Annotated in this window: 32 protein-coding genes; 20 read left to right on the top strand and 12 right to left on the bottom strand. The window is 70.3% G+C overall.

From position 1 onward, the window contains the following. Positions 1-2: 2 nt before the first annotated feature. A complete protein-coding gene (gene glpK, locus ABFY20_RS10735) occupies positions 3-1,517 on the bottom strand; it encodes a glycerol kinase GlpK (protein WP_368496246.1) in 1,515 nt (504 codons plus the stop codon). A 90-nt stretch (positions 1,518-1,607) separates the two neighbouring features. Next, entirely contained in the window at positions 1,608-2,378 is a 771-nt protein-coding gene (locus ABFY20_RS10730; RefSeq protein WP_368499766.1) for an MIP/aquaporin family protein, read from the bottom strand. A gap of 160 nt (positions 2,379-2,538) precedes the next feature. Between ABFY20_RS10730 and dhaK the strand changes: the two genes are divergently transcribed. The 3 genes from dhaK to dhaM are packed head-to-tail and all read left to right on the top strand — an operon-like array spanning position 2,539 to position 4,953. Further along, positions 2,539-3,540: a dihydroxyacetone kinase subunit DhaK gene (dhaK, locus tag ABFY20_RS10725; RefSeq protein WP_368496245.1), complete on the top strand. Its 1,002-nt coding sequence runs from the start codon at positions 2,539-2,541 to the stop codon at positions 3,538-3,540. Between the two features lie 10 nt (positions 3,541-3,550). Beyond that, positions 3,551-4,201: a dihydroxyacetone kinase subunit DhaL gene (gene dhaL, locus ABFY20_RS10720; protein ID WP_368496244.1), complete on the top strand. Its 651-nt coding sequence runs from the start codon at positions 3,551-3,553 to the stop codon at positions 4,199-4,201. After that, on the top strand, positions 4,201-4,953 hold the full coding sequence (gene dhaM, locus ABFY20_RS10715) for a dihydroxyacetone kinase phosphoryl donor subunit DhaM (protein WP_368496243.1): 753 nt from the start codon (positions 4,201-4,203) through the stop codon (positions 4,951-4,953). The genes dhaL and dhaM overlap by 1 nt, the downstream gene beginning before the upstream one ends. Positions 4,954-4,991: 38 nt before the next feature. Here dhaM and ABFY20_RS10710 read toward each other — a convergent pair whose 3' ends face one another. Next, positions 4,992-5,432: a nitroreductase family deazaflavin-dependent oxidoreductase gene (locus ABFY20_RS10710; protein ID WP_368496242.1), complete on the bottom strand. Its 441-nt coding sequence runs from the start codon at positions 5,430-5,432 to the stop codon at positions 4,992-4,994. Positions 5,433-5,633: 201 nt separating this feature from the next. On the opposite strand from ABFY20_RS10710, the gene ABFY20_RS10705 reads away from it, so the two are divergent. The 7 genes from ABFY20_RS10705 (at position 5,634) to ABFY20_RS10675 (ending at position 10,283) form a co-directional block, all read left to right on the top strand. After that, positions 5,634-5,978 carry a hypothetical protein gene (locus tag ABFY20_RS10705; protein WP_368496241.1) on the top strand — a complete coding sequence of 115 codons (345 nt, stop codon included), beginning with the start codon at positions 5,634-5,636 and terminating at the stop codon, positions 5,976-5,978. Between the two features lie 4 nt (positions 5,979-5,982). Next, entirely contained in the window at positions 5,983-6,339 is a 357-nt protein-coding gene (locus ABFY20_RS10700) for an iron chaperone (protein WP_368496240.1), read from the top strand. An 88-nt stretch (positions 6,340-6,427) separates the two neighbouring features. Further along, positions 6,428-7,159 (top strand): DNA adenine methylase, encoded by a 732-nt coding sequence (locus ABFY20_RS10695; RefSeq protein WP_368496239.1) that lies wholly within the window; start codon positions 6,428-6,430, stop codon positions 7,157-7,159. A 118-nt stretch (positions 7,160-7,277) separates the two neighbouring features. Beyond that, positions 7,278-7,733, top strand: coding sequence for a YciI family protein (locus ABFY20_RS10690; protein WP_368496238.1), 456 nt, complete (start codon positions 7,278-7,280; stop codon positions 7,731-7,733). A 4-nt stretch (positions 7,734-7,737) separates the two neighbouring features. Then, positions 7,738-8,988 (top strand): RNA polymerase sigma factor, encoded by a 1,251-nt coding sequence (locus ABFY20_RS10685; RefSeq protein WP_368496236.1) that lies wholly within the window; start codon positions 7,738-7,740, stop codon positions 8,986-8,988. Positions 8,989-9,022: 34 nt separating this feature from the next. Then, positions 9,023-9,673, top strand: a complete 651-nt coding sequence (locus tag ABFY20_RS10680; RefSeq protein ID WP_368496235.1) for a hypothetical protein — start codon at positions 9,023-9,025, stop codon at positions 9,671-9,673. 16 nt (positions 9,674-9,689) lie between these two features. Then, positions 9,690-10,283 carry a GNAT family N-acetyltransferase gene (locus ABFY20_RS10675; RefSeq protein WP_368496234.1) on the top strand — a complete coding sequence of 198 codons (594 nt, stop codon included), beginning with the start codon at positions 9,690-9,692 and terminating at the stop codon, positions 10,281-10,283. 19 nt (positions 10,284-10,302) lie between these two features. Here ABFY20_RS10675 and ABFY20_RS10670 read toward each other — a convergent pair whose 3' ends face one another. After that, on the bottom strand, positions 10,303-11,418 hold the full coding sequence (locus tag ABFY20_RS10670) for an NYN domain-containing protein (protein ID WP_368496233.1): 1,116 nt from the start codon (positions 11,416-11,418) through the stop codon (positions 10,303-10,305). A gap of 62 nt (positions 11,419-11,480) precedes the next feature. Continuing rightward, a complete protein-coding gene (locus ABFY20_RS10665) occupies positions 11,481-12,509 on the bottom strand; it encodes a bile acid:sodium symporter (RefSeq protein ID WP_368496232.1) in 1,029 nt (342 codons plus the stop codon). Positions 12,510-12,609: 100 nt separating this feature from the next. Here ABFY20_RS10665 and ABFY20_RS10660 point away from each other — a divergent pair, with 100 nt between their 5' ends. Further along, positions 12,610-13,119, top strand: coding sequence for a DUF6328 family protein (locus tag ABFY20_RS10660; RefSeq protein WP_368496231.1), 510 nt, complete (start codon positions 12,610-12,612; stop codon positions 13,117-13,119). Between the two features lie 157 nt (positions 13,120-13,276). Next, a complete protein-coding gene (locus ABFY20_RS10655) occupies positions 13,277-14,863 on the top strand; it encodes a response regulator transcription factor (RefSeq protein ID WP_368496230.1) in 1,587 nt (528 codons plus the stop codon). A gap of 1 nt (position 14,864) precedes the next feature. On the opposite strand, the gene ABFY20_RS10650 is transcribed toward ABFY20_RS10655, so the two are convergent. The 3 genes from ABFY20_RS10650 to ABFY20_RS10640 form a co-directional block, all read right to left on the bottom strand. Then, positions 14,865-15,320: an SRPBCC family protein gene (locus ABFY20_RS10650; RefSeq protein WP_368496229.1), complete on the bottom strand. Its 456-nt coding sequence runs from the start codon at positions 15,318-15,320 to the stop codon at positions 14,865-14,867. A gap of 103 nt (positions 15,321-15,423) precedes the next feature. Next, positions 15,424-15,792, bottom strand: a complete 369-nt coding sequence (locus tag ABFY20_RS10645) for an ATP-dependent DNA ligase (RefSeq protein WP_368496228.1) — start codon at positions 15,790-15,792, stop codon at positions 15,424-15,426. Positions 15,793-15,878: 86 nt separating this feature from the next. Continuing rightward, a complete protein-coding gene (locus tag ABFY20_RS10640) occupies positions 15,879-16,826 on the bottom strand; it encodes an NAD(P)-dependent oxidoreductase (protein WP_368496227.1) in 948 nt (315 codons plus the stop codon). 122 nt (positions 16,827-16,948) lie between these two features. Between ABFY20_RS10640 and ABFY20_RS10635 the strand changes: the two genes are divergently transcribed. Continuing rightward, the gene (locus ABFY20_RS10635) at positions 16,949-17,785 is read left to right on the top strand and encodes an SDR family oxidoreductase (RefSeq protein ID WP_368496226.1); all 837 of its coding nucleotides are present in this window, start codon (positions 16,949-16,951) and stop codon (positions 17,783-17,785) included. 21 nt (positions 17,786-17,806) lie between these two features. Here the strand turns inward: ABFY20_RS10635 and ABFY20_RS10630 are convergent, their stop codons facing one another. Beyond that, on the bottom strand, positions 17,807-19,147 hold the full coding sequence (locus ABFY20_RS10630) for an APC family permease (protein WP_368496225.1): 1,341 nt from the start codon (positions 19,145-19,147) through the stop codon (positions 17,807-17,809). Between the two features lie 186 nt (positions 19,148-19,333). On the opposite strand from ABFY20_RS10630, the gene ABFY20_RS10625 reads away from it, so the two are divergent. Then, on the top strand, positions 19,334-19,624 hold the full coding sequence (locus tag ABFY20_RS10625) for an ArsR/SmtB family transcription factor (protein ID WP_368496224.1): 291 nt from the start codon (positions 19,334-19,336) through the stop codon (positions 19,622-19,624). Next, complete coding sequence (locus ABFY20_RS10620; RefSeq protein ID WP_368496223.1) at positions 19,621-20,010, top strand: VOC family protein; 390 nt, start codon at positions 19,621-19,623, stop codon at positions 20,008-20,010. The genes ABFY20_RS10625 and ABFY20_RS10620 overlap by 4 nt, the downstream gene beginning before the upstream one ends. A gap of 22 nt (positions 20,011-20,032) precedes the next feature. Here ABFY20_RS10620 and ABFY20_RS10615 read toward each other — a convergent pair whose 3' ends face one another. After that, positions 20,033-21,985, bottom strand: a complete 1,953-nt coding sequence (locus ABFY20_RS10615; RefSeq protein WP_368496222.1) for a cell wall-binding repeat-containing protein — start codon at positions 21,983-21,985, stop codon at positions 20,033-20,035. Between the two features lie 223 nt (positions 21,986-22,208). Here ABFY20_RS10615 and ABFY20_RS10610 point away from each other — a divergent pair, with 223 nt between their 5' ends. After that, positions 22,209-22,592, top strand: a complete 384-nt coding sequence (locus ABFY20_RS10610) for a hypothetical protein (protein ID WP_368496221.1) — start codon at positions 22,209-22,211, stop codon at positions 22,590-22,592. Positions 22,593-22,598: 6 nt separating this feature from the next. Here ABFY20_RS10610 and ABFY20_RS10605 read toward each other — a convergent pair whose 3' ends face one another. Continuing rightward, a complete protein-coding gene (locus ABFY20_RS10605) occupies positions 22,599-23,291 on the bottom strand; it encodes a helix-turn-helix domain-containing protein (RefSeq protein ID WP_368496220.1) in 693 nt (230 codons plus the stop codon). 160 nt (positions 23,292-23,451) lie between these two features. Between ABFY20_RS10605 and ABFY20_RS10600 the strand changes: the two genes are divergently transcribed. From ABFY20_RS10600 to ABFY20_RS10585, 4 genes are all read left to right on the top strand, one after another. After that, entirely contained in the window at positions 23,452-23,712 is a 261-nt protein-coding gene (locus tag ABFY20_RS10600) for a DUF6458 family protein (RefSeq protein ID WP_368496219.1), read from the top strand. Between the two features lie 3 nt (positions 23,713-23,715). Continuing rightward, on the top strand, positions 23,716-25,155 hold the full coding sequence (locus tag ABFY20_RS10595) for a protein kinase (protein WP_368496218.1): 1,440 nt from the start codon (positions 23,716-23,718) through the stop codon (positions 25,153-25,155). Between the two features lie 63 nt (positions 25,156-25,218). Continuing rightward, positions 25,219-25,383 carry a hypothetical protein gene (locus ABFY20_RS10590; protein ID WP_171704704.1) on the top strand — a complete coding sequence of 55 codons (165 nt, stop codon included), beginning with the start codon at positions 25,219-25,221 and terminating at the stop codon, positions 25,381-25,383. Between the two features lie 22 nt (positions 25,384-25,405). Next, entirely contained in the window at positions 25,406-25,885 is a 480-nt protein-coding gene (locus ABFY20_RS10585; protein ID WP_368496217.1) for an SRPBCC family protein, read from the top strand. 29 nt (positions 25,886-25,914) lie between these two features. On the opposite strand, the gene ABFY20_RS10580 is transcribed toward ABFY20_RS10585, so the two are convergent. Then, a complete protein-coding gene (locus ABFY20_RS10580; RefSeq protein ID WP_368496216.1) occupies positions 25,915-26,565 on the bottom strand; it encodes a M15 family metallopeptidase in 651 nt (216 codons plus the stop codon). Between the last annotated feature and the right edge of the window lie 88 nt (positions 26,566-26,653).

Raw genomic sequence — 26,653 nt, 5'->3', positions numbered from 1 at the left:
GGTTACTGCACGTCGTCGTCGACCCAGTCGAGGGTCTTGGTGACGGCCTTCTTCCAGTTGCGGAGCTGGCGTTCGCGTTCGGCCTCGTCCATCTCGGGGGTCCAGCGGGAATCCTCCTGCCAGTTCGAGCGGAGCTCGTCGAGGTTCGCCCAGTAGCCGACGGCGAGGCCGGCGGCGTAGGCGGCGCCGAGGGCGGTGGTCTCGGCGACGACGGGGCGCACGACGGGAACGCCGAGGATGTCGGCCTGGAACTGCATGAGCAGGTTGTTGGCGATCATGCCGCCGTCGACCTTCAACTCCTCGAGCGGAACCCCGGAGTCGGCGTTCACCGCGTCGAGCACCTCGCGGGTCTGGAATGCGGTGGCCTCGAGCGCTGCTCGTGCGATGTGGCCCTTGTTCACGTAGCGGGTGAGGCCCACGAGTGCGCCGCGCGCATCCGGTCGCCAGTAGGGAGCGAAGAGTCCGGAGAACGCGGGCACGAAGTACGCGCCGCCGTTGTCGTCGACCGTCTTGGCCAGCTCCTCGACCTCGGGGGCGGAGGAGATGATGCCGAGGTTGTCTCGCAGCCACTGGATGAGCGACCCGGTCACCGCGATCGACCCTTCGAGCGCGTAGTGCGCGGGCTCGTCACCGAGCTTGTAGCCGAGGGTGGTGAGCAGCCCGTTCTTGGAGTGCACGATCTCGGTGTCGGTGTTGAAGATGAGGAAGTTGCCGGTGCCGTAGGTGTTCTTCGCCTCACCGGGCCCGAACGCGGCCTGGCCGAAGGTCGCGGCCTGCTGGTCGCCCAGGATGCCCGCCACCGGCACCTCCCGCAGCAGCGACGAGCTGTGCACCGTGCCGTAGACCTCGGACGACGACTTGATCTCGGGCAGCATGCTGCGAGGCACTCCGAACGCCTCGAGGATGTCGTCGCGCCATTCGAGTGTCTCGAGGTCCATGAACAGGGTTCGCGAGGCATTCGTGACGTCTGTCGCGTGCACGCCGCCGTCGACGCCGCCCGTCAGGTTCCACAGCACCCAGCTGTCGGTGGTGCCGAACAGCAGGTCGCCGGCCTCGGCGGCCTCGCGGGCTCCTTCGACGTTCTCGAGGATCCAGACGATCTTCGTACCTGAGAAGTAGGTCGCGAGCGGCAGACCCACGGTCGGCTTGAACCGCTCGACCCCGCCGTCTTCGGCGAGACGGTCGACGATGGGCTGGGTGCGGGTGTCCTGCCACACGATCGCGTTGTAGACCGGTTCGCCGGTGTTCTTGTTCCACACCACGGCGGTCTCGCGCTGGTTCGTGATGCCGACGGCCTTCACGTTGTGCCGGGTGATGTTCGCCTTCGACAGCGCCTGACCGATGACCTCGCGGGTGTTGTCCCAGATCTCCTTAGGGTCGTGCTCGACCCAGCCGGCCTTGGGGAAGATCTGCTCGTGCTCCTTCTGGCCGGTCGAGACGATCGATCCCGAGTGGTCGAAGACGATGGCGCGGGTGCTCGTGGTTCCCTGATCGATGGCGATGATGTAGTCCGTCATGACGACTCCTTCGTGGTGTGAGGACTTCTACTGCGGATGCTTCGGATGCAGCGGGCCGGTCCACGTCACTGTGGACCGGCCCGCTGGGGATCAGGTGAGGATGGGGAGGAGGGGGATGGCGAGGAGACCCGCGAGCACGCCGCCGATGATGGGGCCGGCGACGGGTACCCAGGAGTAGGCCCAGTCGGAGGAGCCCTTGCCCTTGATGGGGAGCAGGGCGTGGGCGATGCGCGGGCCGAGGTCACGGGCGGGGTTGATCGCGTACCCGGTCGGGCCACCGAGGGAGGCGCCGATACCGATCACGAGCAGAGCCACCGGCAGAGCACCGAGCGCGGCGAGACCGCCGCCGTCGCCGTTGCGGCCGAAGCCGATCACCACGAACACCAGCACGAAGGTGCCGATGATCTCGGTGACGAGGTTCCATCCGTAGGAGCGCATCGCGGGCCCGGTGGAGAACACGCCGAGCTTGTTGCCGGCCTCGGGCTCGGCGTCGAAGTGCTGCTTGTAGGCAAGCCACACGAACACGGCACCGATGATCGCACCGATCATCTGCGCGCCGATGTAGGCGATGACCGACAGGAAGTTCACCGGCACGGAGGTGGCCTCCGACCCGAACGTCGGCGCGCCGTTGGCCACGAGTCCGAGGGTGACCGCCGGATTAAGGTGGGCGCCGGAGGCGTAGGAGACGATGACACCGGCGAAGACCGCGAGGCCCCAGCCGACGTTCACCATCAAGAACCCGCCGTTGAAACCCTTCGTGCGCACGAGGGCGACGTTCGCGACGACGCCGCAGCCGAGGAGGACCAGCAGGGCGGTGCCCACCAGTTCAGATATGAAGTCGATTCCGAGATTGTCCACGATGACCTTCCTTCGCACTGTTCGGCCACCCGCTGTGGCCTCCGTGGTGAACGGCTTGAGGCAACGATATCCCCAGCGACCTTTCAGGTATAGATTTGTGATGGATGGCCGGGTGACCGGATCCCGTGACGGGCGACGAACGCCCGATCGAAGGGAATGTTCAATGAAGAAACTCATCAACGATCCGAAGAACGTCGTCGACGAGGCGGTCGTCGGATTCGAGGCGGCGCACGGCGACATCGTCACCGTCTCGCACGACCCGATCTTCATCGTGCGGAAAGACGCTCCGGTCGCCGGCAAGGTCGGCATCGTCTCGGGTGGTGGCAGCGGCCACGAGCCCTTGCACGGCGGATTCGTCGGTTTCGGCATGCTCGACGCGGCGGTTCCGGGCCCCGTGTTCACCTCGCCCACCCCCGACCCCATCCTCGCCGCCACCAAGGCCGTCGACTCGGGCAAGGGCGTGCTGCACATCGTGAAGAACTACACCGGCGACGTGCTCAACTTCGAGACCGCCGCCGACCTCGCCTCGGCCGAGGACATCGAGGTGCGCACGGTCGTCGTCGACGACGACGTCGCCGTGAAGGACTCGCTCTACACCGCAGGCCGCCGAGGCGTCGCCGGCACCGTGCTGGTGGAGAAGATCGCCGGTGCCGCAGCCGAACGCGGCGACGACCTGGATGCCGTGGTCGCCGTCGCCGAGAAGGTCAACTCCCGAGTGCGCACCATGGGTGTCGCGCTCACGCCCTGCGTCGTGCCGCACGCCGGGGAGCCGAGCTTCGAGCTCGCCGACGACGAGATCGAGATCGGCATCGGCATCCACGGTGAACCGGGCCGCGAGCGCATCAAGTTGGAGCCCGCCGACGCCATCGTCGACCGGCTGCTCGGCCCCATCCTCGACGACCTGCCGCTCGACTCGGGTGACAGGGTGCACCTCCTCGTGAACGGCATGGGCGGCACGCCCCAGGTCGAGCTCTACATCGTGTTCCGCCACGCGGCGGCGGTGCTCGCCGACCGCGGGGTGGAGGTGGCGCGCTCGCTCGTCGGCAACTTCGTCACCTCGCTCGAGATGCAGGGTGTGTCGATCAGTGTGCTGAAGCTCGACGACGAACTGACCGAGCTGTACGACGCGCCGGTTCAGACAGCGGCGCTCCGCTGGGGAAGGTAGAAGGAGAAACATGGGCCTCGGCATCACCTGGACGACCGACTGGATCCGGCGAACCGCGGAGGCGGTGTCGGAGCATCGGGTGGAACTGGTCACCCTCGACCGCGCGATCGGCGACGGCGACCACGGCGAGAACCTCGACCGCGGCTACACGGCCGTGATCGCGAAGCTCGACGACCTCCCCGCCGATGCGGTTCCGGGCGACGCCCTGAAGCTCGTCGCCACCACTCTCATCTCGACGGTGGGCGGTGCGTCCGGCCCTCTGCTCGGCACCGCCTACCTCAAGGGCGCGGGCGCCGTCGGCAAGGAGGCCGAGCTCGACGGTGCGGCGCTCGTGGCGCTGCTCACCGCGGCGCGCGACGGCATCGTGCTGCGGGGCAAGGCGGAGTCGGGTGACAAGACCATGATCGACGCCTGGACTCCCGCCGTCGACGCAGCCGCCGCGGCGGCCGCCGAGGGCCGCTCCGAGGCGGAGATCCTCGACGCCGCGGCGACCGCGGCGGAGGCGGGGGCACTGGCCACCGAGCCGCTTGTCGCCCGCAAGGGCCGTGCCAGCTACCTCGGCGAGCGCGCGATCGGGCACCGCGACCCCGGGGCGCAGTCGTCGTCGCTCATCCTGCGCGCCGCGGCCGAGGCGGCGCGCTCGGCCAGTGGTGACGCCTGATGGCCGGCACCCCGGGCAAAGTCGGCATCGTCTACGTGTCGCACAGTGCCAAGATCGCCGACGGGCTCGTCGAGCTGGCCGGCCAGATGGCCGGCACCGCATCGCTCGTCGCTGCCGGAGGCACCGACCAGGGCGGCATCGGCACCAGCTTCGACAAGGTGAGCGCGGCGATAGGCGCGGCCGATTCCGGGCACGGCGTCGCCGTGTTCTGCGACCTCGGCTCCGCCATCCTGACCGCCGAGACAGCGCTGGACTTCCTCGACGAAGAGGTGCGGGAGCGCGTGCGCATCGTCTCCGCGCCGCTGGTCGAGGGCGGTGTCGCCGCCGCCGTCGCTGCCGAGTCGGGAAACGACCTCGACGCCGTGGTCGCTGCGGGGGAGTCGGCAGCGGAGAGCTCAGGCAGGCAGGACGCCCTCGGCGCGGGGTCAGGCGAGATAGCCGCCGTGCCGGTGTTCGAGGCCGGGGCCGCAGCCGAGAGCGGGGCCGGCGCATCCGCAACACCCTCGCGCACGGTCACCATCGTGAACCGGGACGGCCTTCACGCGCGGCCGGCCGCCGAGTTCGTGAAGCTGGCGAGCGGCTTCGACACGAAGGTCACGGTGAACGGCCGCGACGCCAAGAGTCTGCTCGGCATCATGTCGCTCGGCCTCACGAAAGGCAGCGTCGTCGAGATCGCGAGCGACGACCCGGCGGGCGCCGAGGCCGTGAACGCCCTCGCCGACCTCGTGGAGAGCGGTTTCGGCGAGGCCTGAGCCGAAGCCGAGGGTGGCACTGGCGCGCGCCGGCCGGCTCAGCCCTCGATGCGGGTGAGCACGAAGACGGGGATCTCGCGCTCGGTCTTCAGCTGGTAGTCGGCGTAGGGCGGGTACGCGGCGATGGCGCGCTCCCACCAGAGCGCCTTCTCGTCGCCGAAGACCTCGCGGGCACGGTAGTCGTGCTTCTCGGTGCGGTCCTGCAGCTCCACGTGCGGCTCGGCGACGATGTTGTGATACCAGACCGGATGCTTCGGTGCCCCGCCGAGAGAGGCCACCACCGCGTACTCGCCGTCGTGCTCAACGCGCATGAGCGGCGTCTTACGAAGCTTGCCGCTCTTCGCGCCGATGGTGGAGAGGATCACGACGCCCATGCCGTTCAGCGTGGTGCCTTCGGTTCCGCCCGAGGCCTCGTAGACGTCGAGCTGCTTGCGGGCCCAGTCGCTGGTGCCGGGTTCGTATTCTGCGGAGAGGGGCATAGGAGGACGAACCGACGGCGGCGCCGGACTATTCCGAGTCCTGGCTCGCGCCGTACCCGTGCGGGAGCTCTTCCTCGGGCTGACCCGGCCGTCGATGGCCGGGCGTGATCCGTGCGAAAATCTCTGGGCGGGATTTCTCGCGCAGACCCAGATCTGGAGGCTCGGACGACGATGGCAGGCGGTACGGCAACGAAATGCCCGGTGTGCGGGAAATCGATCGCGGTGGGCCTGGTGTCGCAGACGATGGTGCAGCACGCCGACAAGAACGGCCAGCGCTGCGCCGGCACCGGTCAGGCGCCCGTGGTGAAGGAGTCGCGCGCCGCGGCGGGCGGGTCAGGCTCGCGGGCGCCGCGCGCGTCGGCGGCGAAGAAGTCCGCCAGCAGCCCGGCCACGAAGGGAGGCATGACGGTGCGCACCGTCGCCGTCGACCCCGAGGTGCTGCGCGAGCGCCAGGAGCGCGCTGAGCGCCTCCGCCAGGAGCGCGCCGAAGCCGCGAGGGCCCGCAACGAGGTCGGCCTGTCGTACTTCGACGAGCCCGGTTCCTGACGCCGTGGCCTCGCAGCAGTTCAGCTCCGTCGACGAGTACATCGCCTCGTTCGCCCAAGACGTGCGCGACGTGCTCGGGGCGTTGCGGTGCACCGTGCGGGGCTCCGCTCCCGACGCCGTGGAGTCGATCAGCTACCACATGCCCACCTACTCCCTCGGTGACCGGCCCCTGGTCTTCTTCGCCGGCTGGAAGACCCACGTCGCCCTCTATGCCATTCCCCGCTTCGACGACGATGCGCTGGAGGCCGAGGTCGCTGGCTACCGTGCCGCCAAAGACACGGTGAAGTTCCCTCTCCGCAAGCCCGTCCCGCTCGACCTCGTCGGCAGGCTCGTCGCCGAACTCGTGCGCGTCAAGGGTTAGCGTGCCGCCCACCCGAGTCGGCCGGCAACGCTCGGCAAGGGCGCCCTATCTCACCAGCGCGCGAAGCCGGCACCTGGCCGAGCTGGCAGTGGACTGTCTGCCCGGGCGCGTCGACGGGTATCTCGAGCCGTTCCTCGATTCGGGGTCGGTGGCGCTCGCGGTGCTGCACGAGCATCCGGATGCCGTCGTGACGCTCGCTTCCCCCTGCACCGACCTGGTGCTGGCGTGGGAGGTGGCGCGCGACGAGCCGGAGGCCTTCATCGCCGCCGTCGCCTTCCACGCTGAGCGCCACAGCGACCCGTACTTCAGGGCGGAGCTCGAAGCCGATCCGTCCGACCCGGTGCAGCGCGCGGCTCGCTTCGCCTACCTGCGTGGCACAGCCGACCTCGACGAAGGAGGGCGGACGCGCTCGCACTTCGCCGGCGCGCTTCCGGTGCGTGGGCGGCCGGCTCTCGACCCGACCGGCATCCGGGCACTGTCGAGGCTGCTGCGGCAGAGCGACGTCACCTTCGAGGTGCGCGGGCCGTTCGAGACGCTGCGGCTCGTGCGGGAGGACGACCTCGTGCTGCTCGACCCACCGTTCGGCCGGGCGGAGGCCTCGGAGCGAGAGGTGAGGAGCTGGCTGAACGCTGCGGTCGCACGCGGGGCGTCGGTGCTGGCACCCACCCCGGGCTGGGACGGCGAGGTGTCCGTCGACCCGGAGCTCTACCGGGGTTGGGCCGGCATGGTCCCGGTCAACGACCGTGCCGCCGACGAGCGGCTGTGGGGCGGCGGCCAGCTCGCGCGGAGGCTCCGTGCCGAGCGCGGAGACCGGCCCTGACCGCCGTGGGCGAGAATTCTTCCCCGAATCCTGCGATCGATGTCGATCCCGGGTGTCGTCGTTCGACGCGATAGTAGAAGGGGCCACCACAGGCGCCTCACCACTCAAGGAGAACCCCATGAAGTACATGCTCATCATGCGCACCACCGCCGAGGCCCTCGAAGCGTCGAAAGACCTCGACTTCGAGCAGATCATCAACGCCATGGGCGCCTACAACGAGTCGATGATCCAAGCCGGTGTGCTCATCGGCGGCGATGGTCTCACCGACGCTGCCGAGGGCTTCGTCGTCGACTTCGGTGCCGAGACCCCGGTCGTCACCGACGGCCCCTACGGCGAGGTGCACGAGCTGTTCAACGGCTTCTGGCTGCTGCAGGTGTCGTCGCGCGACGAAGCCAGGGAATGGGCGCTCCGCGCACCCCTCGGCCCGGGCACCAAGCTCGAGGTGCGCCGGGTCTCCGACGAGAGCGACTTCGAGGACTTCTCCGACAACGAGTACATCAAGAAGGAGAAGGAGTGGCGCGGCGTCGAGGGTGCGGCGGGCGCGATGGGCTCGGCGGGCACGGCGGACGCCTGAGCCGGTGGGCGCCGCACTCGACGAGGTGCGCCGCAGCCTCGAGGCGGTGTGGCGCATCGAGAGCGCCCGCGTGGTCGCCACGCTGGCCAAGGCCACGGGCGACCTCGGCAGCGCCGAAGACCTCGCCCAGGAGGCGGTGGCCGAGGCGCTCGTGGCCTGGCAGGCGTCGGGGATTCCGCAGAACCCCGGCGCCTGGCTCACCGCCGTCGCCAAGCGCCGGGCGATCGACGCCTGGCGCCGGAGGTCGCGGCTCGACGAGCGGCACCGCGCTCTGGCCTACGAGCTGGAGGCGGCGACCGAGCCCGACTTCGAGCCCATCCACGACGACGTGCTGCGGCTCGTCTTCACCGCCTGCCACCCGGTGCTCGCCCGTGAGGCGCAGGTCGCACTCACCCTCAAGGTGGTGGCGGGTCTCACGACCGAGGAGATCGCGCGTCTGTTCCTCGTGCCGGTGGCCACCGTGCAGCAGCGCATCGTGAGGGCGAAGAAGACCCTGGGAGCCGCGAAGGTGCCGTTCGAGACGCCCGAACCCGTGGCGTGGAAGCAGCGTCTCTCGGCGGTGCTGGGCGTGGTCTACCTGAGCTTCACCGAGGGCTACGCCGCCACGAGCGGGGAACGGTGGATGCGACCGGAGCTCGCGAACGAGGCCCTCCGTCTCGGCAGGATGCTGCAGAGCCTCATGCCCCGGGAGGCCGAGGTGCACGCCCTGGTGGCGCTCATGGAGTTCCAGGCCTCGCGCTTCGCCGCCCGGGTCGGGCCGGACGGCGCGCCGGTGCTCCTCGCCGATCAGGATCGCACCACTTGGGATCGCGCGCAGATCGGGCGCGGAGTCGCCGCCCTCGCCCGTGCCGACGGACTCGGCAGGGGTCGGGGGAGCTACGCGCTGCAGGCGGCGATCGCCGAGCTGCACGCCACCGCGCCGAGCGTCGAGACCACCGACTGGGAAGCGATCGTCGTGCTCTACGAGGCGCTCGGACGACTCGCGCCGAACCCCGTCGTCGAGGTGAATCGCGCGGTCGCGGTGGCGCAGGCTGTGGGGCCCGCATCCGCTCTGGCCATCGTCGACCGGCTCGACGAGGAGGGGGCGCTGCGGGGGAGTCACCTCATCCCGAGCGTGCGCGGGGAACTGCTCGCCCGTCTCGGCCGCGACCAGGAGGCACGCGCGGAGCTCCTGACGGCGGCGTCGCTCACCGCCAACGAGCGCGAGCGTGACGTGCTGCGGGCGAAGGCGGCGGCACTGGGCGAGCAGCGCTGAGCTAAGGTTCTCTCGTGCGAGAAAGGTCGAACCGATGGTGAGGAAGACCGAGTGGCAGCGTGCCGACGCCCGCTCCCGCCTCGCCGCCGCCGGGCGCATCGCCCTCGCGGCGGGAGGCACCGTGACCCCGCAGCTGATCGCCGACGTGTCGGAGCAAGCCGGCATCCACCCTCAGTCGTTCCGTGCGCTGTTCGCCACCGACGACGAATTCCTCGACGCCGTGCAGGAGCGCCTCGCCGAGGAGTGCGCGGAGCGGTTGCGGGCGGGGCTCGGCGGCCTCGCGGGTCTCGACGACGAGCAGCTGCTCGGCTCGGCCGCAGTGGCGCTCGCCCAGGCCCGGCCGATCGACCGGGGTGCGGTGATCATCCGTGCCGAGCGCCGGCTCAGGGCGCTGCGCTCCCCGAACGCCGCCGAGTCGCTGCTCGCCGCCGAGCGCCGCCACCTCGAGACGCTGTCTGCCGTCGTGATCGAGTTGATCGACGAGCTCGACCGCGACCCGAGCTGGCCGCCCGCGCTCGCGGCGCGGCTCATCCTCGAGAGCTACGAGCGCTCGTTCGAGGGGTGGGTGTTCGCCGGCCACGACGAGAGCGACTTCGACACCTCCTCGTACGTCACCCGCACCCTCCCCACCCTCCTCGCCCGCATGACGACCCCGCGCGGCCACCGCGCCGTCGCCGTCGCCTGAGCTCCGGCGCGCACGGATGGCCGGCACGACGATCGAGGTGCGGCCGGCGACGGTGTTCGCCGACGTCGCGACCATGGTGGGCCCCAAGCGCCCCGACGCGAACGTGTGCTGGTGCCTCAGCTACCGCATCCCGTCGAAGGAGAATCTCACGCTGAGCGGGCCCGCCCGGGGCGATCGGGTGCGTGAACTCGTGGAGCTCGACCCGCCGCCCGGCGTGCTCGCCTACGACGCCGACGGGGAGGTGGTGGGCTGGGCTGCGGTGCACCCGCGGGCCGACACGACCTTCGCGCGCAACCGGCGCATCCCGCACCTCGACGACGACGAGGGCGTCTGGTCGGTGTGGTGCATCCGGGTGCGGCCCGGCCACCGCGGGCGGGGCATCTCCCACCGGCTGCTGGCGGGCGCCGTGGAGTTCGCCCGCGATCACGGTGCCCGGGCGATCGAGGGCTACCCCGTCGACAACGCCGGGAAGAAGGTCGATCTCACGATGGCGTACGTCGGCACCAGGAGCCTCTTCGAGAAGGCGGGTTTCGAGAAGGCAGCCGACACGACGTCGGTGCTGAACGGCTTTCCGCGCGTACTGATGAGGCTGGAGCTCGACGGCGGCTGAACCGGTGCGCGGGTGAGGCTCAGCGGCGGCGGCGGGCGCTGGGCTGGGGGGCCTGGCGCAGGCGGATGAGGCGCTGGGAGCCGTCTTCGCCGAGCTCCGCCACCTCGTCACGGGACGCCAGGAAGTCGCCGAAGGAGCGGAAACCGAGGGGCTTCTCGCTGAACGACGGATCCATCCGGCGCATCTGGTTCTTCACGTTGCCGGTGTTCAGCCACTCGTCGTCGTCGCCCTTGGCGTGCCCCACCTGGAGCGCGCGCACGAGCAGCTCGGTGGCGGTCTGCTGGGGGTCGACCTGCTCGGTGGGCTCCGGCTCCTCGTAGCCGGCGTCGTCGAGGTGCGAGAAGGTCGGGGTCATCGCCGCGGCGCGGCGGCCGCGCGTGGTGGTCTTCTTCTCGGTCTGCGCGTCGCCCTCGGCGCCCGGGCTCTGCGCCGACGACTGGGACTGTCCTTGAGCCGAGGAGTCGTCGGAGGCCCCGGCTCCGGCTGCCGACTCGACCTTCCGCCCCGCCGCCCGGCCACCCGTGGAGCCTCCCGACCGGGCGACGGCGCCCGCAGCATCCTTCACCCCGGGCAGCGAGTCGTAGTGCTCGAACTCGTCGCAGGCGGCGGCCAACGAGGTGCTCGACGAGCCGGCCACGCCGATGCCGACGACGTAGCGGCCGAGTCGCTTCGACTTCTGCGCCAGCGCGATGTAGTCGGAGTCGCCGGCGACGATGATGACGTGCGTGAGGTCGGGCAGGCGGAACAGGTCTTCCACCACGTCGACGGCGAGACGGATGTCGGCACCGTTCTTCGTTCCCCGCGTGGTGGTGGTGAACAGCTGGGTGAGGTCGACGGCCCGCGACATGAGCTGACGCTGGTAGCTGGCGTTCACCGGGACCGACCAGTCGGCGTAGGCCCGGTTCACCACGATGGTGCCGAACGAGGCCGCGAAGTCGACGACAGCGTCGAAGTCGACCGTGGCCGCCGCGAGTCGCGCTGCGATCTCGGGGTCGGCGCCCTGGCGGGTGCGGTCGAAGTCGCGGATGCCGTCGCGCTGGAAGGCCTGCCTGCCGTGCAGCTGCTGGTAGCGCGAGATGACGATGTTGTCGAAGTCGATGTAGAGGCCGACCCTGGAGTCGCTCGGTTCGGTCATGGTGTGCTGCTCCGTTCGGCGGGCCGCCGCGACGGTCCTGCATGCTGCGAGCCGTCAGGATATCAGCCGGATGCGGGCGTCGCCCGGCTGCCGTCTTCATCGCCCGTCGTCCCGGCCGCGGGGAGCATTGCGGGCACGAGCCGCACGAGCACGACCAGGCCGACGAGCTCGACGAGCGTCTGCGTGACCACCGCGAGCGGGGCGAGGCCGAGCGACTCGGGGAGCGCCAGAGCGAGCGGCAGCACCACCAGCGAGTTGCGGGTCGCGCCGCTGAACACGACGGCACGGCGGCCGGGGACGTCGATCCCGGCCGCACGGGACACGAGGATGCCGACGGCGAGCATCACCACGAGGAAGACCGCGTAGATCGGAACGAGCCGCAGCAGCGCCCCCGCGTCCCTGCCCACCTCGGCGAGCTGGGAGGCGACCACGACGGCGAGCACGACGGCCATGAGCGGCACCATGGCGGAGGCGGCGGCACCCTCGACGGCGGCGACGGCGGTCGCCGCGCCCCGGGATCGCCGCTGCCTCGACAGCGCCTGCACGAGCGCCGCGGCGGCGAGCGGAGCCGCCACGAGTAGGAGGAACGCTTCGACGAAGGTGCCCGGCTCGATGGACGACGCCGCTTCCGGCCCCGCGAACAGCAGCAGGTACAGCGGCAGCAGCACGATCTGCAGCACCATGAGCAGGGGAGTGGCGGCCAGCAATCGGGCCCTCGCGCCGCCGGCGAGGCCGGTGAAGACGACGACGTAGTCGATGCAGGGGGTGAGCAGCACGAACAGCAGGCCGACGAGCAGCCCGGAGTCGTCGGCGACCAGGCGCGACAGCGGGAAGACGATGATCGGGACGGCGATGAAGTTGACCGCGACGACGGTGATCATGAACCTCAGATCGCGCACCGCGCGCCCCAGCTCGACGAGCGGCACGGCGAGGAACGTGGCGAACAGCAGAAGTGCGAGCAGCGGGGTGATCGCGCCGCCGAGCGGTACCGCCGAATCCGGAGCGAGCAGGCCCACGACCGCGCCGACGCCCAGGGCGGCGAGGTAGATCGGCACCTGTCGCGCGTCCCACCACCTCACCACCGACGTCACTCCACCACGCTAGCGGCCTCGCGCGTCGCCCTCCGGCGCGACCGCACGCGCGGTACGGTCACTGGAGGACGGGACGGGCTGGAAGGGCGGATCACCGAGCATGAGCGACTCGCGCGAGGAACAGGATGCGGTGCCGGGCGACGGCAGGGACGAGACGCCCAACGAGCGCTACGACCGCAACTGGTCGGAGCTGCTGCAGGAGTTCCGGGTGCTGCAGACAGGAACCCAGATCCTCGCCGGCTTCCTCCTCACCCTCCCCTTCCAGCAGCGGTTCACCGAGCTCACTGCCTTCGACCGCGGGCTCTACCTCACCCTCGTCGTCATGGCCACCGGTCTGACGCTCCTGGCCCTGGCGCCGGTCGTGCTCCACCGGCTCCTGTTCCGCCGCAAGGCCAAGAAGCAGCTGGTGCAAGCGTCGAGCGTCATCCTGCTCGCCTGTCTCGCGGTGGCCTCGCTCCTGTTCATCGGCATCGTGCTGTTCGTGTTCGACTTCGTGGCATCGCCCGAAGTCGCCCTCTGGGCCGCGATCGGTGTGCTCGCCTTCATCGTGGTGATCTGGGTCGCCGCCCCCCTCATCCTCCGCGCCGTGAGGCGAGCCGCCGCCGGTTGAATCGCGGCCGTCGGGGACGCGCCGGCTGGGCCGCCACCGGCTGGGCCGCCCGTTGGGCCGCGGACTGTGTGCTCCCGCGGCGACCGGGTGAAGCGGCGGGTGAGCCTTGGGGTCTTCGGAGCCCGGCGCCTGGATGCGACGCTAGATTCGGGCGGGTATGACTGGTGCGACGGGGGACGGCGGGGCGGGTGCGGGGCCCGGCCTCGATGACCTCGTCGAGCGCTCCGCCTGGGACGAGGTGGTGGCGGCCCTCGACGAGCGCTGGGGCGAGCTGCTCTCCGTCGATCCCAACGCGGTGAAGCGCGCGGTGAGCGCGTTGCCCGCCTCAGTTCTCGAAGCGCATCCGCGGTGGGCCCTCGCGGCGAACTACGTGAACCGGTACGTCTCCAACGGGCAGACGCCCACCACCATCTTCCGCGGCACCTCGCCGACCCCGGCGCCGCTCAACCTCCTCGATGTGCTCGCGCGGCTCACCAGCAAGGTCGCGGAGCGCAGGGCGCGCGGTCGCTACACCGAGGCGACGGCTGCCGCTGCCGAAGCGCGCCTGCTGGTCGACGAGGCCGACGACGACGCCCGCGCCACGCTGCTCCAGGCGCTGCCCGAGATCGTGTTCCAATGGGCGATGGCCTGGGAGTACGACGGAGACACCGACCGGGCGACCCGTGAGTACACCGAGAGCTACGACGCGGCCGTCGCCATCGACCACACCATCGCCATCGCCTCGGCCGCCGGAGCGCTGGCCTGGATCCACGCTCTCGCGGGCCGTAACATCCAGGCCAGGAACTGGCTCGACCGCCTTCCGGACGTGGGTTCGGAGTGGTGGGAGAATCGTGCATCCGTCACCGCCCGATTCGCACGGGTACACCTGCTGCTCGACGAACTGCGGCTCGACGAGGCGAGACGGGAGCTCGCGGCTGTCGACCTCACGGGCGTTCCGGAGCGGTGGCCGGCTCAGAAGTACCTGGCGGCGCTCGTCGAAGACGACCCTGCGCGCTGCCTCGTGCTGCTCACGCAGATCGACTCGTCAGCCGCGACGCTGCCCCACCAGGCGACGACGACGGGCGCCTGGGCGCCTCTCGTGGCGATCGCGCGGTCGGTGCTGCTCGGCCGCCTCGACAACTGGGCGGCCTCGCGCGAGGCGCTGGAAGCCCTCGACGTCGAGGGGCGCGGCACCGACGACTTCGGCGCCCGCCAGATCCGCCTCTGGCGGGCGGCGGCTGTTCTCGTCGCAGGTGACGCTGCCCAGGCCAGGCGGCGGGCAACGGCGCTCGTCGGCATCTCCACGACGTCGCCCCGGCTGCTCATCGGCGCTCTCGGCGTGTCGGCAGCGGCGGCACATCGCCTGGGCGACGCGGAGTCGGCGGCCAAGCAGCTGCGCATGGCGATCGAACTCGCCAACCAGCACCGCCTGTACCTGTCGCTCACGGTCGTTCCGGCCGACGACCTCGCAGAACTGCTCCCGCAGCTGGATGCCCACCTCCCCGACGCCGTCGTCAGGGCCCTGAGTGCCGACGTCGCCGGACCGGGCACGGATCCCTTCCTCGAGCTCACACCCCGCGAACTCGCGGTCGTACGCGGTGTCATGGGTTCGGCGTCGCTCGACGATGCCGCCGCAGACCTGTTCGTGTCACGGAACACGGTGAAGACGCAACTGCGTAACGCCTACCGCAAGCTCGGCGTGACGTCGAAAGCCGCCCTCGAGGAGCTCGCCGTGCGGCACGGCTACACCCCCGAGGGCGACTGAATCAGGCGTCGACGTCGCCGCGCCAGGCACCCGTGGCGTCGCCGCGGCTCTCGATGAACTCCTTGAAGTTCTTGAGGTCTTTCTTGACGGCGTGGGTGCCGGCGCCGAGCAGCGAACCCGCCTTCTCGAGGAAGCCCTCCGGCTCCCAGTCGAGCTGAACCGTCACCCGCGACGTGGTGTCGTCGAGCTTGTGGAAGGTCACGACCCCGGCGTGCTCGGTGTCTCCGCCACGGCTCGTCCAGGCGACTCGCTCGTCGGGGTGCTGCTCGGTGATCTCGGCGTCGAACTCACGTTCCACACCGCCGACCTTCACCTTCCAGTGCGTGTGGGTGTCGTCCTGCTGGGTGATCGACTCGACCTCGTCCAGGAACTCGGGGAAGCTCTCGAACTGGGTCCACTGGTCGTACGCCACCTTCACGGGAACGGCGACGTCGATGCTCTCGATGATCTGGGCCATCTGCTTGATCCTCACTGTCGATCTGATCTCTTCGTGCTCTCGAGCCAACGCGGCACCAGGATGCGCTCCAAGGCCTTGACACCGAACTCACAGCACAGCGTCTTCAGTCGGTACTCGTCGTCGTGCGACCGCTCCCCGAGATCGGATTGTGGTGAGCGATCGGCACACCCTGCTCGGTCTGGGGCTCCTCGACGAGCTGGAGCCCGCCCGGCTTGTTGGCCTCGAGCATGAGCGCATCGATCCAGTCGGGGTTGAGGGTGGGCTTGCGGTGGCCGTAGTACTTGAAGGTGATGTCGGAGAGCGGATGCACCCAGGTCGTCGTGCGCCCGTCGCCCGAGTCGGCGCTGTCGCGCCAGCTGAACAGCGTCGACTCGCCACGCCGCAGCTTGGCACCCAGCACCACCTGCAGATGCGCGAGGACGCGGTCGTCGAACTCGACTTCGATGTGCGAGCCGCACAGGAATTTGCCCACGGGAGCCTCCTCCGTCACCTCACCTTCGTGCATGGGCGTCGCCGAGGCAAGCTGAACGGACAGATCCGCGTGTCGCGGGCTGGGGGTCAATCTCGGTCGACGACGTTCTCGAGGGGGCCGCCGGTGCGGAGGGCATCGAGGTTGCGGGCGATGAGGGGGGCTGCGCCGCGCGGACGGTTGCCCGCCGCGTGGGGGGTGAGCAGGAGGTTCGGGGTGGCCCAGAGGGGCGAGTCGGCCGGCAGCGGCTCCTGCTGCATCACGTCGAGGGCGGCAGCGCGGAGGCGGCCCGAGGTGAGGGCGTCGACGAGGGCTGACTCGTCGACGGTGGCGCCTCGACCGACGTTCACGAACACCGCCCCCGGCTTCAGCGCGCCGATGAGCCGTCCGTCGAAGGCCTTCTCGGTCTGCCCGGTCGCCGGCAGCAGGGAGATGAGCACGTCGACCTCGGCGAGGTGGGCGGGGAGGCCTGCGTCGTCGACGACCTCGTAGCCGTGGCGGGTGCCGGAGCTCGAGGCGACGCCGGTGACGCTGGCCCCCAGCAGCTCGAGCATGGGGGCGAGGGTGCGGGCGATCGAGCCGAAGCCCCAGATGCAGACGTGGGCGCCGGCGAGCGTGTAGAGCTGCTCGGTGGCGGGGTCGCGCTGCGCGTCGAGGAACTGCTCGTGCCAGACGGAGTCGCGCTGTGCATCCCGCATCAGGTCGAGTCGCCGCACCAGCGCGAGCACGAGGGCGAGGGTGTGCTCGGCGACCGTCTCGTCGTGCAGGGAGCGGCCCGAGGTGACGACGGCGTCGGGGGAGAAGCCGGCGGCGAGCACCGCATCCGGGCCCGCGGCGAGCGTCTGCACGAGCTTCAGGCTGCCGAGGTGCTGTGCCGCGTCGGCGAGGTTGTCGGCGGTGTTGCGCCACGCCACGAGCACCTCGGCGTCGCGGTGCTCGGACGGGATGGCGACCGCGGGGTCGTACACGACGGCGGTGTCGGCCGGCCCGAGGTCGAGCGCGCTGAGGTCGATGGTGTCGGGGAGGAGGATCTTCATGCCTCCATTCTGGCGGGCAGGGGCGACCGGCATGCGACGTCGGGGCGGAACGCTGTCAACCCCCGTGCCGATGCGCGGGACGTCCGTAGGGTGCGGAAGAACACCCGCGACGGAGGACAGACATGCCAGAACCAGAGCAGCAGACCCCACCCGGCTCCGAGCAGGAGCTCGAGCAGAAGCCCGATCACGGCGAGGACAGCTACGTCGGCAGCGGCCGGCTGACCGGAAAGATCGCCCTCATCACAGGCGGCGACAGCGGTATCGGGAAGGCGGTGGCCATCGCCTATGCGCGCGAGGGCGCCGACGTCGCGATCTCGTACCTCGACGAGCACGAGGATGCCGCCGAGACCTGCGCGCTCGTGGAGGCGGCCGGGCGCAGGGTGCTGAGCATTCCCGGCGACATCTCCGACCCGGCGCACTGCCGGGCGATCGTCGAGCAGACCGTCGCCGAGTTCGGGCGCGTCGACGTGCTGGTGAACAACGCGGCGTTCCAGATGGACCGGCCCACGATCGAGGACATTCCCGACGAGGAATGGGACTACACCTGGGCGGTGAACGTCAGCGCCTACTTCCACCTCGTCAAGGCCGCGCTGCCGCACATCCCGTCAGGGGGATCGATCATCGGGTCGACGTCGGTGCAGTCCGACAAGCCGTCGCCGAACCTGCTTCCCTACGCGGCGACCAAGGCGGCTGTGGCGAGCATCAGCGCGTCGCTCGCCCAGATGCTGGCGGAACGCGGCATCCGGGCCAACAGCGTCGCGCCCGGGCCGATCTGGACACCCCTCATCCCCGCCACCATGGAGCCCGACAAGGTCGAGAGCTTCGGATCGCAGTCACCGCTCGGCCGCCCCGGCCAGCCCGCCGAACTCGCACCCGTCTACGTCATGCTCGCATCAGACGAGGCCAGCTACGTCTCGGGGGCCCGCATCGCGGTGACGGGCGGCACACCCATCCTCTGAGGCCCGCCTCCCGCCCGGCACTCACGAGCGTTCGGGTGGGGGCGTGCCCGTCTTCGACGAGGTCGCTCGCCGCACGAGGTAGAGCACGACCCCCAGCACGACGAAGGCTCCTCCGAACGCCCAGACGAGCGGCTCCTGCTGAGTGAGGAGGAGGATGCACGAGAGCACGCCGAGCACCGGAACCCACGTCCACACCCTGAAGTGCTTGTGCTCCACGCGCTGCCTGCGCAGCACGAGCACAGCCACGTTCGTGCTGATGAAGACGAACAGCAGCAGGAGCACGACCGCGGAGGCGAGCGTCTCGAGATCCCCCACGAGGGTGAGCAGCATGGCGATGGCGGTCGTGGCGACGATCGCCACCCAGGGCGTGCGCCGCTTCGGCAGCACGGTCGAGAGCACCGGCGGGAGCAGACCCTGCTGCGCCATGCCGAAGGTCACCCGGCTCGTCATGATCATGGTGAGCGATGCGCCGTTCGCCACCGCCACGAGAGCGATGAGGCTGAACAGCCAGTCGGGCACCGGGAATCCGGTGGCGGCGACCACGGCGAGCAGCGGCCCCGAGGAGTCGGTGAGCTCACCCGCCGGCAGTGCGACGGCGGAGGCGATGCCGACCAGCACGTAGACGGCGCCCGCCGTGAGGAGCGCCCCGAAAAGAGCCCGCGGGTACACGCGGGACGGGTCGCGCACCTCCTCGGCGACGTTGGCCGAGGTCTCGAAGCCGACGAAGGAGTAGTAGGCGATGATCGCTCCGCCGAGCACCGCGAGGGCGGGCGACGAGTCGCCGGGGAACTGCGTCACGCGCGACACGTCACCGCCGCCTCCACCCACCATCGCGGCCACGGCGACGATGACGATGACGAGGCCGGAGACCTCGATGACGGTCATCACCACATTGCTCTTCACCGATTCGCTGATGCCGCGGGCGTTGAGCGCCGCCACCAGCAGGAGGAACACCATCGCTGCCGGGATGGGCGGCACCGGCAGGAAGGTCTGCAGGTACTCGCCGGTGAAGGCCAAGGCGAGACCCGCGGCGCTCACGACTCCGGCAGCGAGCATGCAGAAACCGACGAGGAAGGAGATGATCGGAGGCGCGAAGGCGCGCTGCGCGAAGACTGCCGCCCCGCCCGCCTTGGGGTACTTCGTGACCAGTTCGGCGTACGACCCGGCGGTGAGCAGCGCCAGGAGCAGGGCGAGCAGGAGCGGTGCCCACAGCGCGCCGCCGACCTCGCCCGCGAGCACCCCCATGAGGGCGTAGATGCCTGCTCCCAAGACGTCACCGAGGATGAACAGGAACAGCAGTGGACCGGTGATGCGTCGGCTGAGCTTCGTCTCGCCGGTCTGCGCATCCGTCTGGGTTCTCACGTGGGCCTCCGTCACGCGCGACCCGTGGGCGGGCCGCGTCGCTCGTGACCGTAGGCGGGCGACGGGTGCGCGGCGAGGGGCTGGACATGGGACGGTCGTCGCCGTATTCGCGCGCGACGACCGACTTTACGCGCGGCCCAGGCTCACCCCTTGATAGGCAAGCAATTACTTGCCTATAGTGGGCGCATGGCCGACGTGTTCAAGGCTCTCGCCGACGAGACACGGCGGGCGCTGCTCGACGAACTGCTGCTCCGCGACGAGCAGACCCTGTTCGAGCTGTGCTCCCGGCTGGCCATGAGCCACGGCATCTCGCCGAGCCGCCAGGCCGTCTCGCAGCACCTCGAGGTGCTCGAGGCCGCGGGGCTGGTGCATCGGGAGCGACGCGGCAGGTTCACCTTCCACACCATCGACACCGCCCCGCTGGCCCAGATCGCCGAGCGGTGGCCGGTGCGACAGAGCAGAGAGAAGCAGTCATGAAACTCCAGACCGTGAGCGTCTTCGTCGACGACCAGCAGCGCGCCCTCGAGTTCTACACCCAGCGACTCGGCTTCGCGGTCGCCGCAGACGTGCCGCTGGGGGAGCATCGGTGGCTCACCGTCGTCGACCCCGAGCTGCCCGAGGGCACCCAGCTCTCGCTCGAGCCGAAGGGCCATCCCGCGGTCGGGCCCTTCACCGAGGCGCTGGCCGCTGACGGCATCCCCTTCCTGCAGCTCGGTGTCGACGACGTGCAGGGCGAGTACGAGCGCCTCGTCGACCTCGGTGTCGCGTTCACTCAGCCGCCCGCGACCATGGGTCCCGTCATCGTCGCCGTGCTCGACGACGGATGCGGCAATCTCCTCCAACTCGCCCAGTTCGTGAGGTGACCGGGCGCGCGATGCCGAAAGCTCAGGAGCAGCGGTGGAGCGTCTCCACTGCCGAGGAGAGACTCGCCGGGCCGCCGAGGAGCGTGACCTTCGTCACGCCCCACCCGTGCAGCGCGTCGATCGTGGCCGACGGCACGCAGTCGCCGTGCACGACGAGGAGCGGTGCCGACTTCGTCGCCGCCAGCACTCCGCCCGCGAGGGCGTCGGGGAAGGTGACGCCCGTGGCGAGGAACGCCTCGCTCGCCGAGCCGAACGCCGCGAGATTCACGGTCGCCGAGGCGGCGTAGCGGTCGGCGCCGCCGAGGCGGCTCAGCTTCGACGCGCCGTACTGTGCCGCCAGCTGCGACTCGATCGCGGGCGAGACGGAGTTCGGTCCGCCCGTGATGGCGACCTGCGTGACTCCGAGCCGGTCGAGCAGAGCCAGCGTCTCGGCGTCGACAGCGGATGCGGTGCCCGGGATGAGGAGCACGGGTGCTCCCTTGCTCGCCGCGGCACTCGTCGCGCTGAGCGCGTCGGGGAAGGTCGCGCCCGTGGCGATGAACGCGGTGCTCGCGGAGTCGAAGGTGTTCTCGACGATCGCGCGCGAGGAGGCGTAGCGGTCGGCTCCGCTCTGACGCTCGACCTTCGGAGCCAGCGTGCGCAGCTGCTTCACGACGGCCTCGGAGACGGAGTTCGGGCCACCCACCACGACGATTCGGGCCGGCGACAACGCTGAGATCGCCTTCTTCACCGCGGCGGGGAGCTCGTTCGGCGCGGTGAGAAGCAGCGGTCCGCCGGCTTCGGCAGCGGCTGCGCCGGCGCCGAGAGCATCCGGATAGCTCGCCCCGGTGGCGACATAGACCACGTCGGCGGTGCCGGGATAGGCTGCGCGGGCGATGTCGACGGCGCTGGAGTAGCGGTCGGATGCGGCAATGCGCTCCGACTCCCCGACGATGAGCTCGGCCGTGATCAACAGGTATCCCTTGCTCGACGCACCCGCCCACACCCGATAACCCCCGAGGGCGGTGTCGGCCGGCACGCCCACCGAGCCCGAGACGGCGCCGTCGGCCCCCGCGGTCAGGGTGCCCAACGGGCGCGCCGGAGCCGAATCGGAGTGCAGGGCCACGGTCACCGTCTCGCCCGCCTCGAACCCCGACGCCGAGACCGCGAGTGAGCCGCCCGGCACCGCGAGCCCGTCTGTGTCGAGATCGAGCGCCGCGATGCCGTTGATGGGCTGACCCTCGCCCGAGACGAGGAGGTAGCCGCTCTCGGAGCCCGCGGCGACCAGGTCGACGACGTCGCTCGGGGCCCACCCCCCTGGCAGCGTGACCTCGGCGGTGATGGCGCCCTCGCCGTCGGCCGTGACCGACACCGGGATCGCCGAGGCGGAGGAGACGTCGCCGTCGCCGCGATAGCGGGTCGAGTCGATCAGACTCACGGTCACGGTCTCACCCGGTGCGAACCCGAGCGCGTTCACCACCACCTCGCTGCCGATGGAGGCGCTGCCCGGGGTGTACCAGGTCCACGCGGTGGGGCTGTTGTAGATCGTCTCGGGCGGGGTCGGGCTCACCGTGAGGGGGAGCGAGACGGAGGAGTCGCCGCAGTCGAGCGTGAGGGTGCCGTGCACCGGGGCGTCCTCGCCCAGGGGCAATGGGTCGCCGTCACCGTCGACGAAGGCGTAGTCGCGGTAGATCCAGTAGCTCTCGCCGAACCCGTTCTGGGTGAGCGCGGTGGTTCCCGCCTCGCTCGTGAACGAGGCGCCCTGCGGTGCCGGGCACTCGTCGTCGCCCACGAAGGCGACGGACACGCGCCCGCCGGGCTCGACCCAGGGCGACGACACGTAGACGCCGGAGGGAACGGGCGCCGTCACCGCAGCGACCGCGGGGGCTGACACGATGAGCCCGCCGCCGATCACCATCGCGGCGATCACGCTCGCCGCGAGGGTGCGCCGTCTCGAACCGATGCTCGGCGATGAGTCACGAATGGCACTGTCCACGGGGCACTCCCTCTGCGCTGCGGGTCGACGCCGACCGTGCGGCCGCGCCGAGTCCGAGTATTCCAACTCGCCGCCGCCGTCATCTCCCCCCTGTTGAGGGGACTTCCCCCCTCCGCGCCGCGAGTCGACGTGCCTGATGAGCGAAACCCCGTGGCCGGCTTCCGGTGCTACGCAGGCACCCCGGTAATCGGTAGATTGAGCGGGGCGATAGGGGGGCAGGGTCATGACAGGCATGTTCAGGTGGGTCTACGAAGTCTCGGGCACGATCGACGGCGCGCAGCAGGCGGTCGACGAGGTGCTGGCGAGCGAGGAGTACGTGGTGGACAAACGCTCCACGACCGAGTGGCACGCCACTCTCGGCACCGAACCGAGCTTCCTGCAGAAGATGTTCACGAACGCCGACGAACCGGTCATCCTGACCGTTACGTTCGCCGACACGGGGGCCGGTGTCGAGGTCGAGCTCAAGCGCCCGACGCTGTACGGCGTGAGCGGCACGGGTCACGGCGAGGTCGCGCTCGCCCATCTGGACAAGAAGTATCGGGCCACCGCCCGAGCCGTTCACGACCAGCTCGCCGGCGCGGGCATCCTCCTCAGCTCGCGCGAGTAAGGCCGTTCATCTCGCAGCGGCGACGCTCCGCTCCGACAGCGGGCGGATGCGCGCCGACAGGCTGCGCACGCGGCGCGCGATCGTCGCGAAAGCGCTGTCGAATGCCGCGGCGGTACCCACCGCGGCGGGATCGGGGATCGACCAGTGCAGGTCGTCGCGGCCCACCAGCTGCTCGTGCGCGCTGTCGCACACGGTCACCACGAAGTCGTGCGGATCGAGCACCTCGTCGACATGCTGCGGCCGCTTGTTCCCATCGATGCGCAGGCCGTGCCGTTCGGCGACGGCCAGCGCACCCGGGTTCACGGCCTCGCTCGGCAGCACACCAGCCGAGATGGCGGGAATGGGGCTCGTGTTGCGCCAGATGGCTTCGGCCAGCTGTGAGCGCGCCGAGTTGGCGGTGCAGACGAAGACCACGCGGCTCGGCGCGTCGAGGTCGCTCGGCATCAACGTGTCGAACACCTCGGGGTGCAGCGTGATGTAGCTGCGGCGGCGGTCGAACTCCGAACGGATGCGCGAGACGATGGTCGCCTTCTCCAGCACCTTGAGGTGGTGGGCGACGAGGTTGGAGCGTAGCTTCAGGAGGAGCTCGATCTCCGACGACGACAGGTCGCCGAGGGTGAGCAGGTCGACGATGCGGAGCCGGTTCGGCTCAGCGAGGGCGGCGAACACCGCTGCTCGTCTCTTCAGCTCTGCGGGCATCCGAACTCCTCCGGAAAAATTAGCTCAATCGCTCTTGACTCAATCATGGTAGGCAGGAACTCGACCGACCAGATGAGGTCGACGGTCTTCAGCGGATTGTCAGCCGTCGGTCACCGTGGCGAAGCTCTCGCCGCGACAACCCGAGTTTGAGGAGCACCCCATGGGTATCGGAACCGGAATCGCTCTCTTCGTGATCGGCGCCATCCTGGCGTTCGCGGTGAACGTCGATCTCGGCGGAGTCGTGAATCTCTCCCTGATCGGCTACATCCTCATGGCGGCCGGGGTCGTGGTGTTCATCATCAGCCTGGTGATGGTCTTCCGCCGCCGTCAGTCGGTGGCCACCACCCGCTCGGCCGTCGACCCGGCGAGCGGCGAGCAGGTCACGCGGAGCACCCGCGAGTCCGACGGCCCCCTGGTCTGATCGGTGTCGATCGCTCCTCCCGAGAGCTCCCCGACGACTGGCGAGCTGCTCGATGGCCGCTACCTCCTCGACTCACGCCTGGGCTCGGGAGGGATGGGTGTCGTGTACCGCGCCCGCGACGAGACGCTCGGCCGCACCGTCGCGGTGAAGGTGTTCCGCGAGTCCGCCGTGGAAGACGCGCGAACGACGACCGAGATGCGCTTTCTCGCCTCCCTCAACCACGCTGCGCTGGTGACCCTGTACGACGCCCGGATGACGGGTGACCGTCCGAACTACCTCGTGATGGAGTGCGTCGAGGGCCCGACGCTGCGCCAGCGGGTCGAGCGCGGCCCCCTCGGGCAGCGCGAAACCGCCACGATGGCGCGCGACCTCGCCGAAGCCCTGCATGTCGTGCACCAGTCGGGGATCGTGCATCGCGACATCAAGCCGTCGAACGTGCTGCTGCGCCCGTCTCACCTGCCGGGGGAGGAGTACCGGGCGAAGCTCGCCGACTTCGGCATCGCACTGCTCGTCGACGCCACCCGCCTCACCGCCCCGGGAACGTTGATCGGCACCGCCGCCTACCTCAGCCCGGAGCAGGTGCGCGGAGCCGCCGCGACCCCCGCGTCCGACGTGTACTCGCTCGGACTGGTGCTGCTCGAGGCGCTCACAGGCGAGCGGGCGTTCCCCCAGACGGCGACCCACGAGACCGCCCTCGCGCGACTCAGCCGCGACCCCGTGGTTCCTGGATCACTCGGCTACGGCTGGAAGTCCCTCCTGGCGGCGATGACCGCGCGAGAGCCCTCGACCCGGCCGACGGCTCTCGACGTCGCGGTCGCCGCGGGCGAGCTGATGACGGGAGGGGTGAGCGACCCGACGGCGACGGGAGCGATCGACCTCGAGGCGACGATGGTGCTCGCCGAGCCGCCGCGCGCCGAACCGACAGCGGCGACCGTCGCGCTGGCGGGGGTGGCGCCGGCGGCGCTCGATGCCGCGCCCGCGTGGGCGAGCACGACGCCGACGAAGCCCACGTCCACTGCAGCACCCGCACGGGCGAAGGGCCGCAGACGCCGGGTCGTGCTCACCCTGGCGGCTTCGGCTCTGGTGCTCGTGGCGGTGGTGGGGGTCTCGCTCTCCGCTCTGGGCTCGTCGTCGGCCCCTGCGTCTCCCGCCCAGGTCGAGGCGACGGATCCGGCGGTGCCGGAGCAGGCCGTCGTGCCCGCCGACGACGTGCAGCCCGCGGAGACGGAGCAGACCGTCGTCGAGGACGTTCCCACCGAGGCCGTCGTGCCCGAAGACACGCAGCCCGTGGTCGAGGCACCGGTCGACACCGGCGACACCGGGCCGGGCGACAGCGGCACGGGCAACGAGAACAAGGGCCCGGGCAACAACAACGGGAACGGCGCCGAGAACAAGGGCCCCGGAAACAATAACGGCAACGGCAACGGTCCCGGCAAGAAATAAGACTTCCGCCCACCAGGCGGCAGGGCGGCTCCCGAGCCGTCGTATCAACAAAGGAGATGCACCATGAACATCCTGCTCATCATCATCGCGGTCATCGCGATCGTCCTCCTGTTCACGGGAGGTTTCGTCTCCTCGCTGAACTTCCTCCTCTGGGTGGGGCTCATCCTGCTCGTGCTGGCGGTGATCGTCTTCCTGGTGCGGCTGCTCACCGGTAACCGACGCGTCTGATCGTCGGACGAGAGGGTTCACCATGGCACGCGCACAGCATTCCGAGACGATCCACGCGCCGATCGCCGCCGTCTACCAGCAATGGCTCGACGTCGAGGCGTTCCCGCAGTTCGTGTCCGCCGTTCGCACGGTCTCCGTCACCGCGGAGCTCTACAGCCACTGGACCCTCTCGCTCGCCGGCTTCGAGCGCGAGTTCGACATCGAGATCGTCGAGCAGGCCCCCGAGGAACGGATCTCGTGGCGCAGCATCACGGGTGAGCCAGCCCACACGGCAAGCGCCTCCTTCACCGAAGACGCCGACGATCGCACCACGGTCACCGTGATCCTGGAGTGGACCCCGGATGGCCCGGCCGAACGAAGCGCCGCCGTCCTGAAGGCCGACTCCCGCGCGCTCCGCACGGCCGTGCGAGGCTTCAAGCGGTACGTCGAGGCGCACGGCGGCCCCGAGGGGCACTCCCACGTCGTCGTGCAGCCGCTCGACGTCGACCACACGGCGGACTGAGCCGAACCGTCCTCGACCTCAGCACACGATCAGCCCGCGCTTCCGTCCCGGAGCTGCGGCGGGCACTCGCCCGCGTCGTCTGCCGTGAGCTCGAAGTGCCAGAGCTCGTTCGTGTAGACCTGGCAGAGGCCGAACTCGTCGCCGAACCGGTTCAGCCAGTCCATCGCATCGGCGGTCTCGAGGTCGACCGCCTCGCCCGTCACGTGCTTCGAATCGTCGCCGCGCTTCACCCAGCGTGCGGCCTCGGCCTCGCTGCCGTACTTCTGCACCGCCCGCTCGAACAGCTCCTCCTGGTAGCCGACGCTCCGCCACCCGTCGACGAAGGTGAAGCGCAGACCGCGATCCGCGACGGCGGCTGCCTCGGCGCGTTCGAGCGCGTCGCGGAGTTCTGGTGTGAGGCCGGTCATCGCCGCCACGTCGTCGCGGAGCGAGACCGACTCGCCGAAGGGCACGACCCCGTCGTCGGCTCCGAGCCCGCCGTCGTCATCGCCGAGCCCCGGCTGCGCCTCGACAGAAGGGGCGGGTGCAGCGCCCGGCCCCGCGGTCACCGTGCCACTGCATGACGCCAGCAGCAGTGCGGCTCCGAAGGCGACCGCCACGAGCGGGGGGCGGCTCGCGGCGCGCCCGGAGCGGCCGGCGCGCCCGGAGCGGCTGGAGGAACGGAGGTGGAGCGGGAACATGGAGCATCCTTTCGTCCCCTCCAGACTCGCCGGCCGGGGCATCGCGCGGATCGGCAGGAAGTGCCGATCGGCCCGACCGGCGTCCCGC

It is taken from the genome of Herbiconiux sp. A18JL235, from assembly GCF_040939305.1.
Taxonomy (GTDB): domain Bacteria; phylum Actinomycetota; class Actinomycetes; order Actinomycetales; family Microbacteriaceae; genus Herbiconiux.
Note: the sequence above shows the minus strand (reverse complement) of the source record. Positions and strands in the feature narration are given on the sequence as shown.

Coding starts and splice junctions, on each gene's coding strand:
- glpK (WP_368496246.1), bottom strand. CDS start 1,517: ATGACGGACTACATCATCGCCATCGATCAGGGAACCACGAGCACCCGC.
- dhaK (WP_368496245.1), top strand. CDS start 2,539: ATGAAGAAACTCATCAACGATCCGAAGAACGTCGTCGACGAGGCGGTC.
- dhaL (WP_368496244.1), top strand. CDS start 3,551: ATGGGCCTCGGCATCACCTGGACGACCGACTGGATCCGGCGAACCGCG.
- dhaM (WP_368496243.1), top strand. CDS start 4,201: ATGGCCGGCACCCCGGGCAAAGTCGGCATCGTCTACGTGTCGCACAGT.
- ABFY20_RS10710 (WP_368496242.1), bottom strand. CDS start 5,432: ATGCCCCTCTCCGCAGAATACGAACCCGGCACCAGCGACTGGGCCCGC.
- ABFY20_RS10690 (WP_368496238.1), top strand. CDS start 7,278: ATGAAGTACATGCTCATCATGCGCACCACCGCCGAGGCCCTCGAAGCG.
- ABFY20_RS10680 (WP_368496235.1), top strand. CDS start 9,023: ATGGTGAGGAAGACCGAGTGGCAGCGTGCCGACGCCCGCTCCCGCCTC.
- ABFY20_RS10675 (WP_368496234.1), top strand. CDS start 9,690: ATGGCCGGCACGACGATCGAGGTGCGGCCGGCGACGGTGTTCGCCGAC.
- ABFY20_RS10670 (WP_368496233.1), bottom strand. CDS start 11,418: ATGACCGAACCGAGCGACTCCAGGGTCGGCCTCTACATCGACTTCGAC.
- ABFY20_RS10660 (WP_368496231.1), top strand. CDS start 12,610: ATGAGCGACTCGCGCGAGGAACAGGATGCGGTGCCGGGCGACGGCAGG.
- ABFY20_RS10655 (WP_368496230.1), top strand. CDS start 13,277: ATGACTGGTGCGACGGGGGACGGCGGGGCGGGTGCGGGGCCCGGCCTC.
- ABFY20_RS10650 (WP_368496229.1), bottom strand. CDS start 15,320: ATGGCCCAGATCATCGAGAGCATCGACGTCGCCGTTCCCGTGAAGGTG.
- ABFY20_RS10640 (WP_368496227.1), bottom strand. CDS start 16,826: ATGAAGATCCTCCTCCCCGACACCATCGACCTCAGCGCGCTCGACCTC.
- ABFY20_RS10635 (WP_368496226.1), top strand. CDS start 16,949: ATGCCAGAACCAGAGCAGCAGACCCCACCCGGCTCCGAGCAGGAGCTC.
- ABFY20_RS10625 (WP_368496224.1), top strand. CDS start 19,334: ATGGCCGACGTGTTCAAGGCTCTCGCCGACGAGACACGGCGGGCGCTG.
- ABFY20_RS10620 (WP_368496223.1), top strand. CDS start 19,621: ATGAAACTCCAGACCGTGAGCGTCTTCGTCGACGACCAGCAGCGCGCC.
- ABFY20_RS10610 (WP_368496221.1), top strand. CDS start 22,209: ATGACAGGCATGTTCAGGTGGGTCTACGAAGTCTCGGGCACGATCGAC.
- ABFY20_RS10605 (WP_368496220.1), bottom strand. CDS start 23,291: ATGCCCGCAGAGCTGAAGAGACGAGCAGCGGTGTTCGCCGCCCTCGCT.
- ABFY20_RS10600 (WP_368496219.1), top strand. CDS start 23,452: ATGGGTATCGGAACCGGAATCGCTCTCTTCGTGATCGGCGCCATCCTG.
- ABFY20_RS10590 (WP_171704704.1), top strand. CDS start 25,219: ATGAACATCCTGCTCATCATCATCGCGGTCATCGCGATCGTCCTCCTG.
- ABFY20_RS10585 (WP_368496217.1), top strand. CDS start 25,406: ATGGCACGCGCACAGCATTCCGAGACGATCCACGCGCCGATCGCCGCC.
- ABFY20_RS10580 (WP_368496216.1), bottom strand. CDS start 26,565: ATGTTCCCGCTCCACCTCCGTTCCTCCAGCCGCTCCGGGCGCGCCGGC.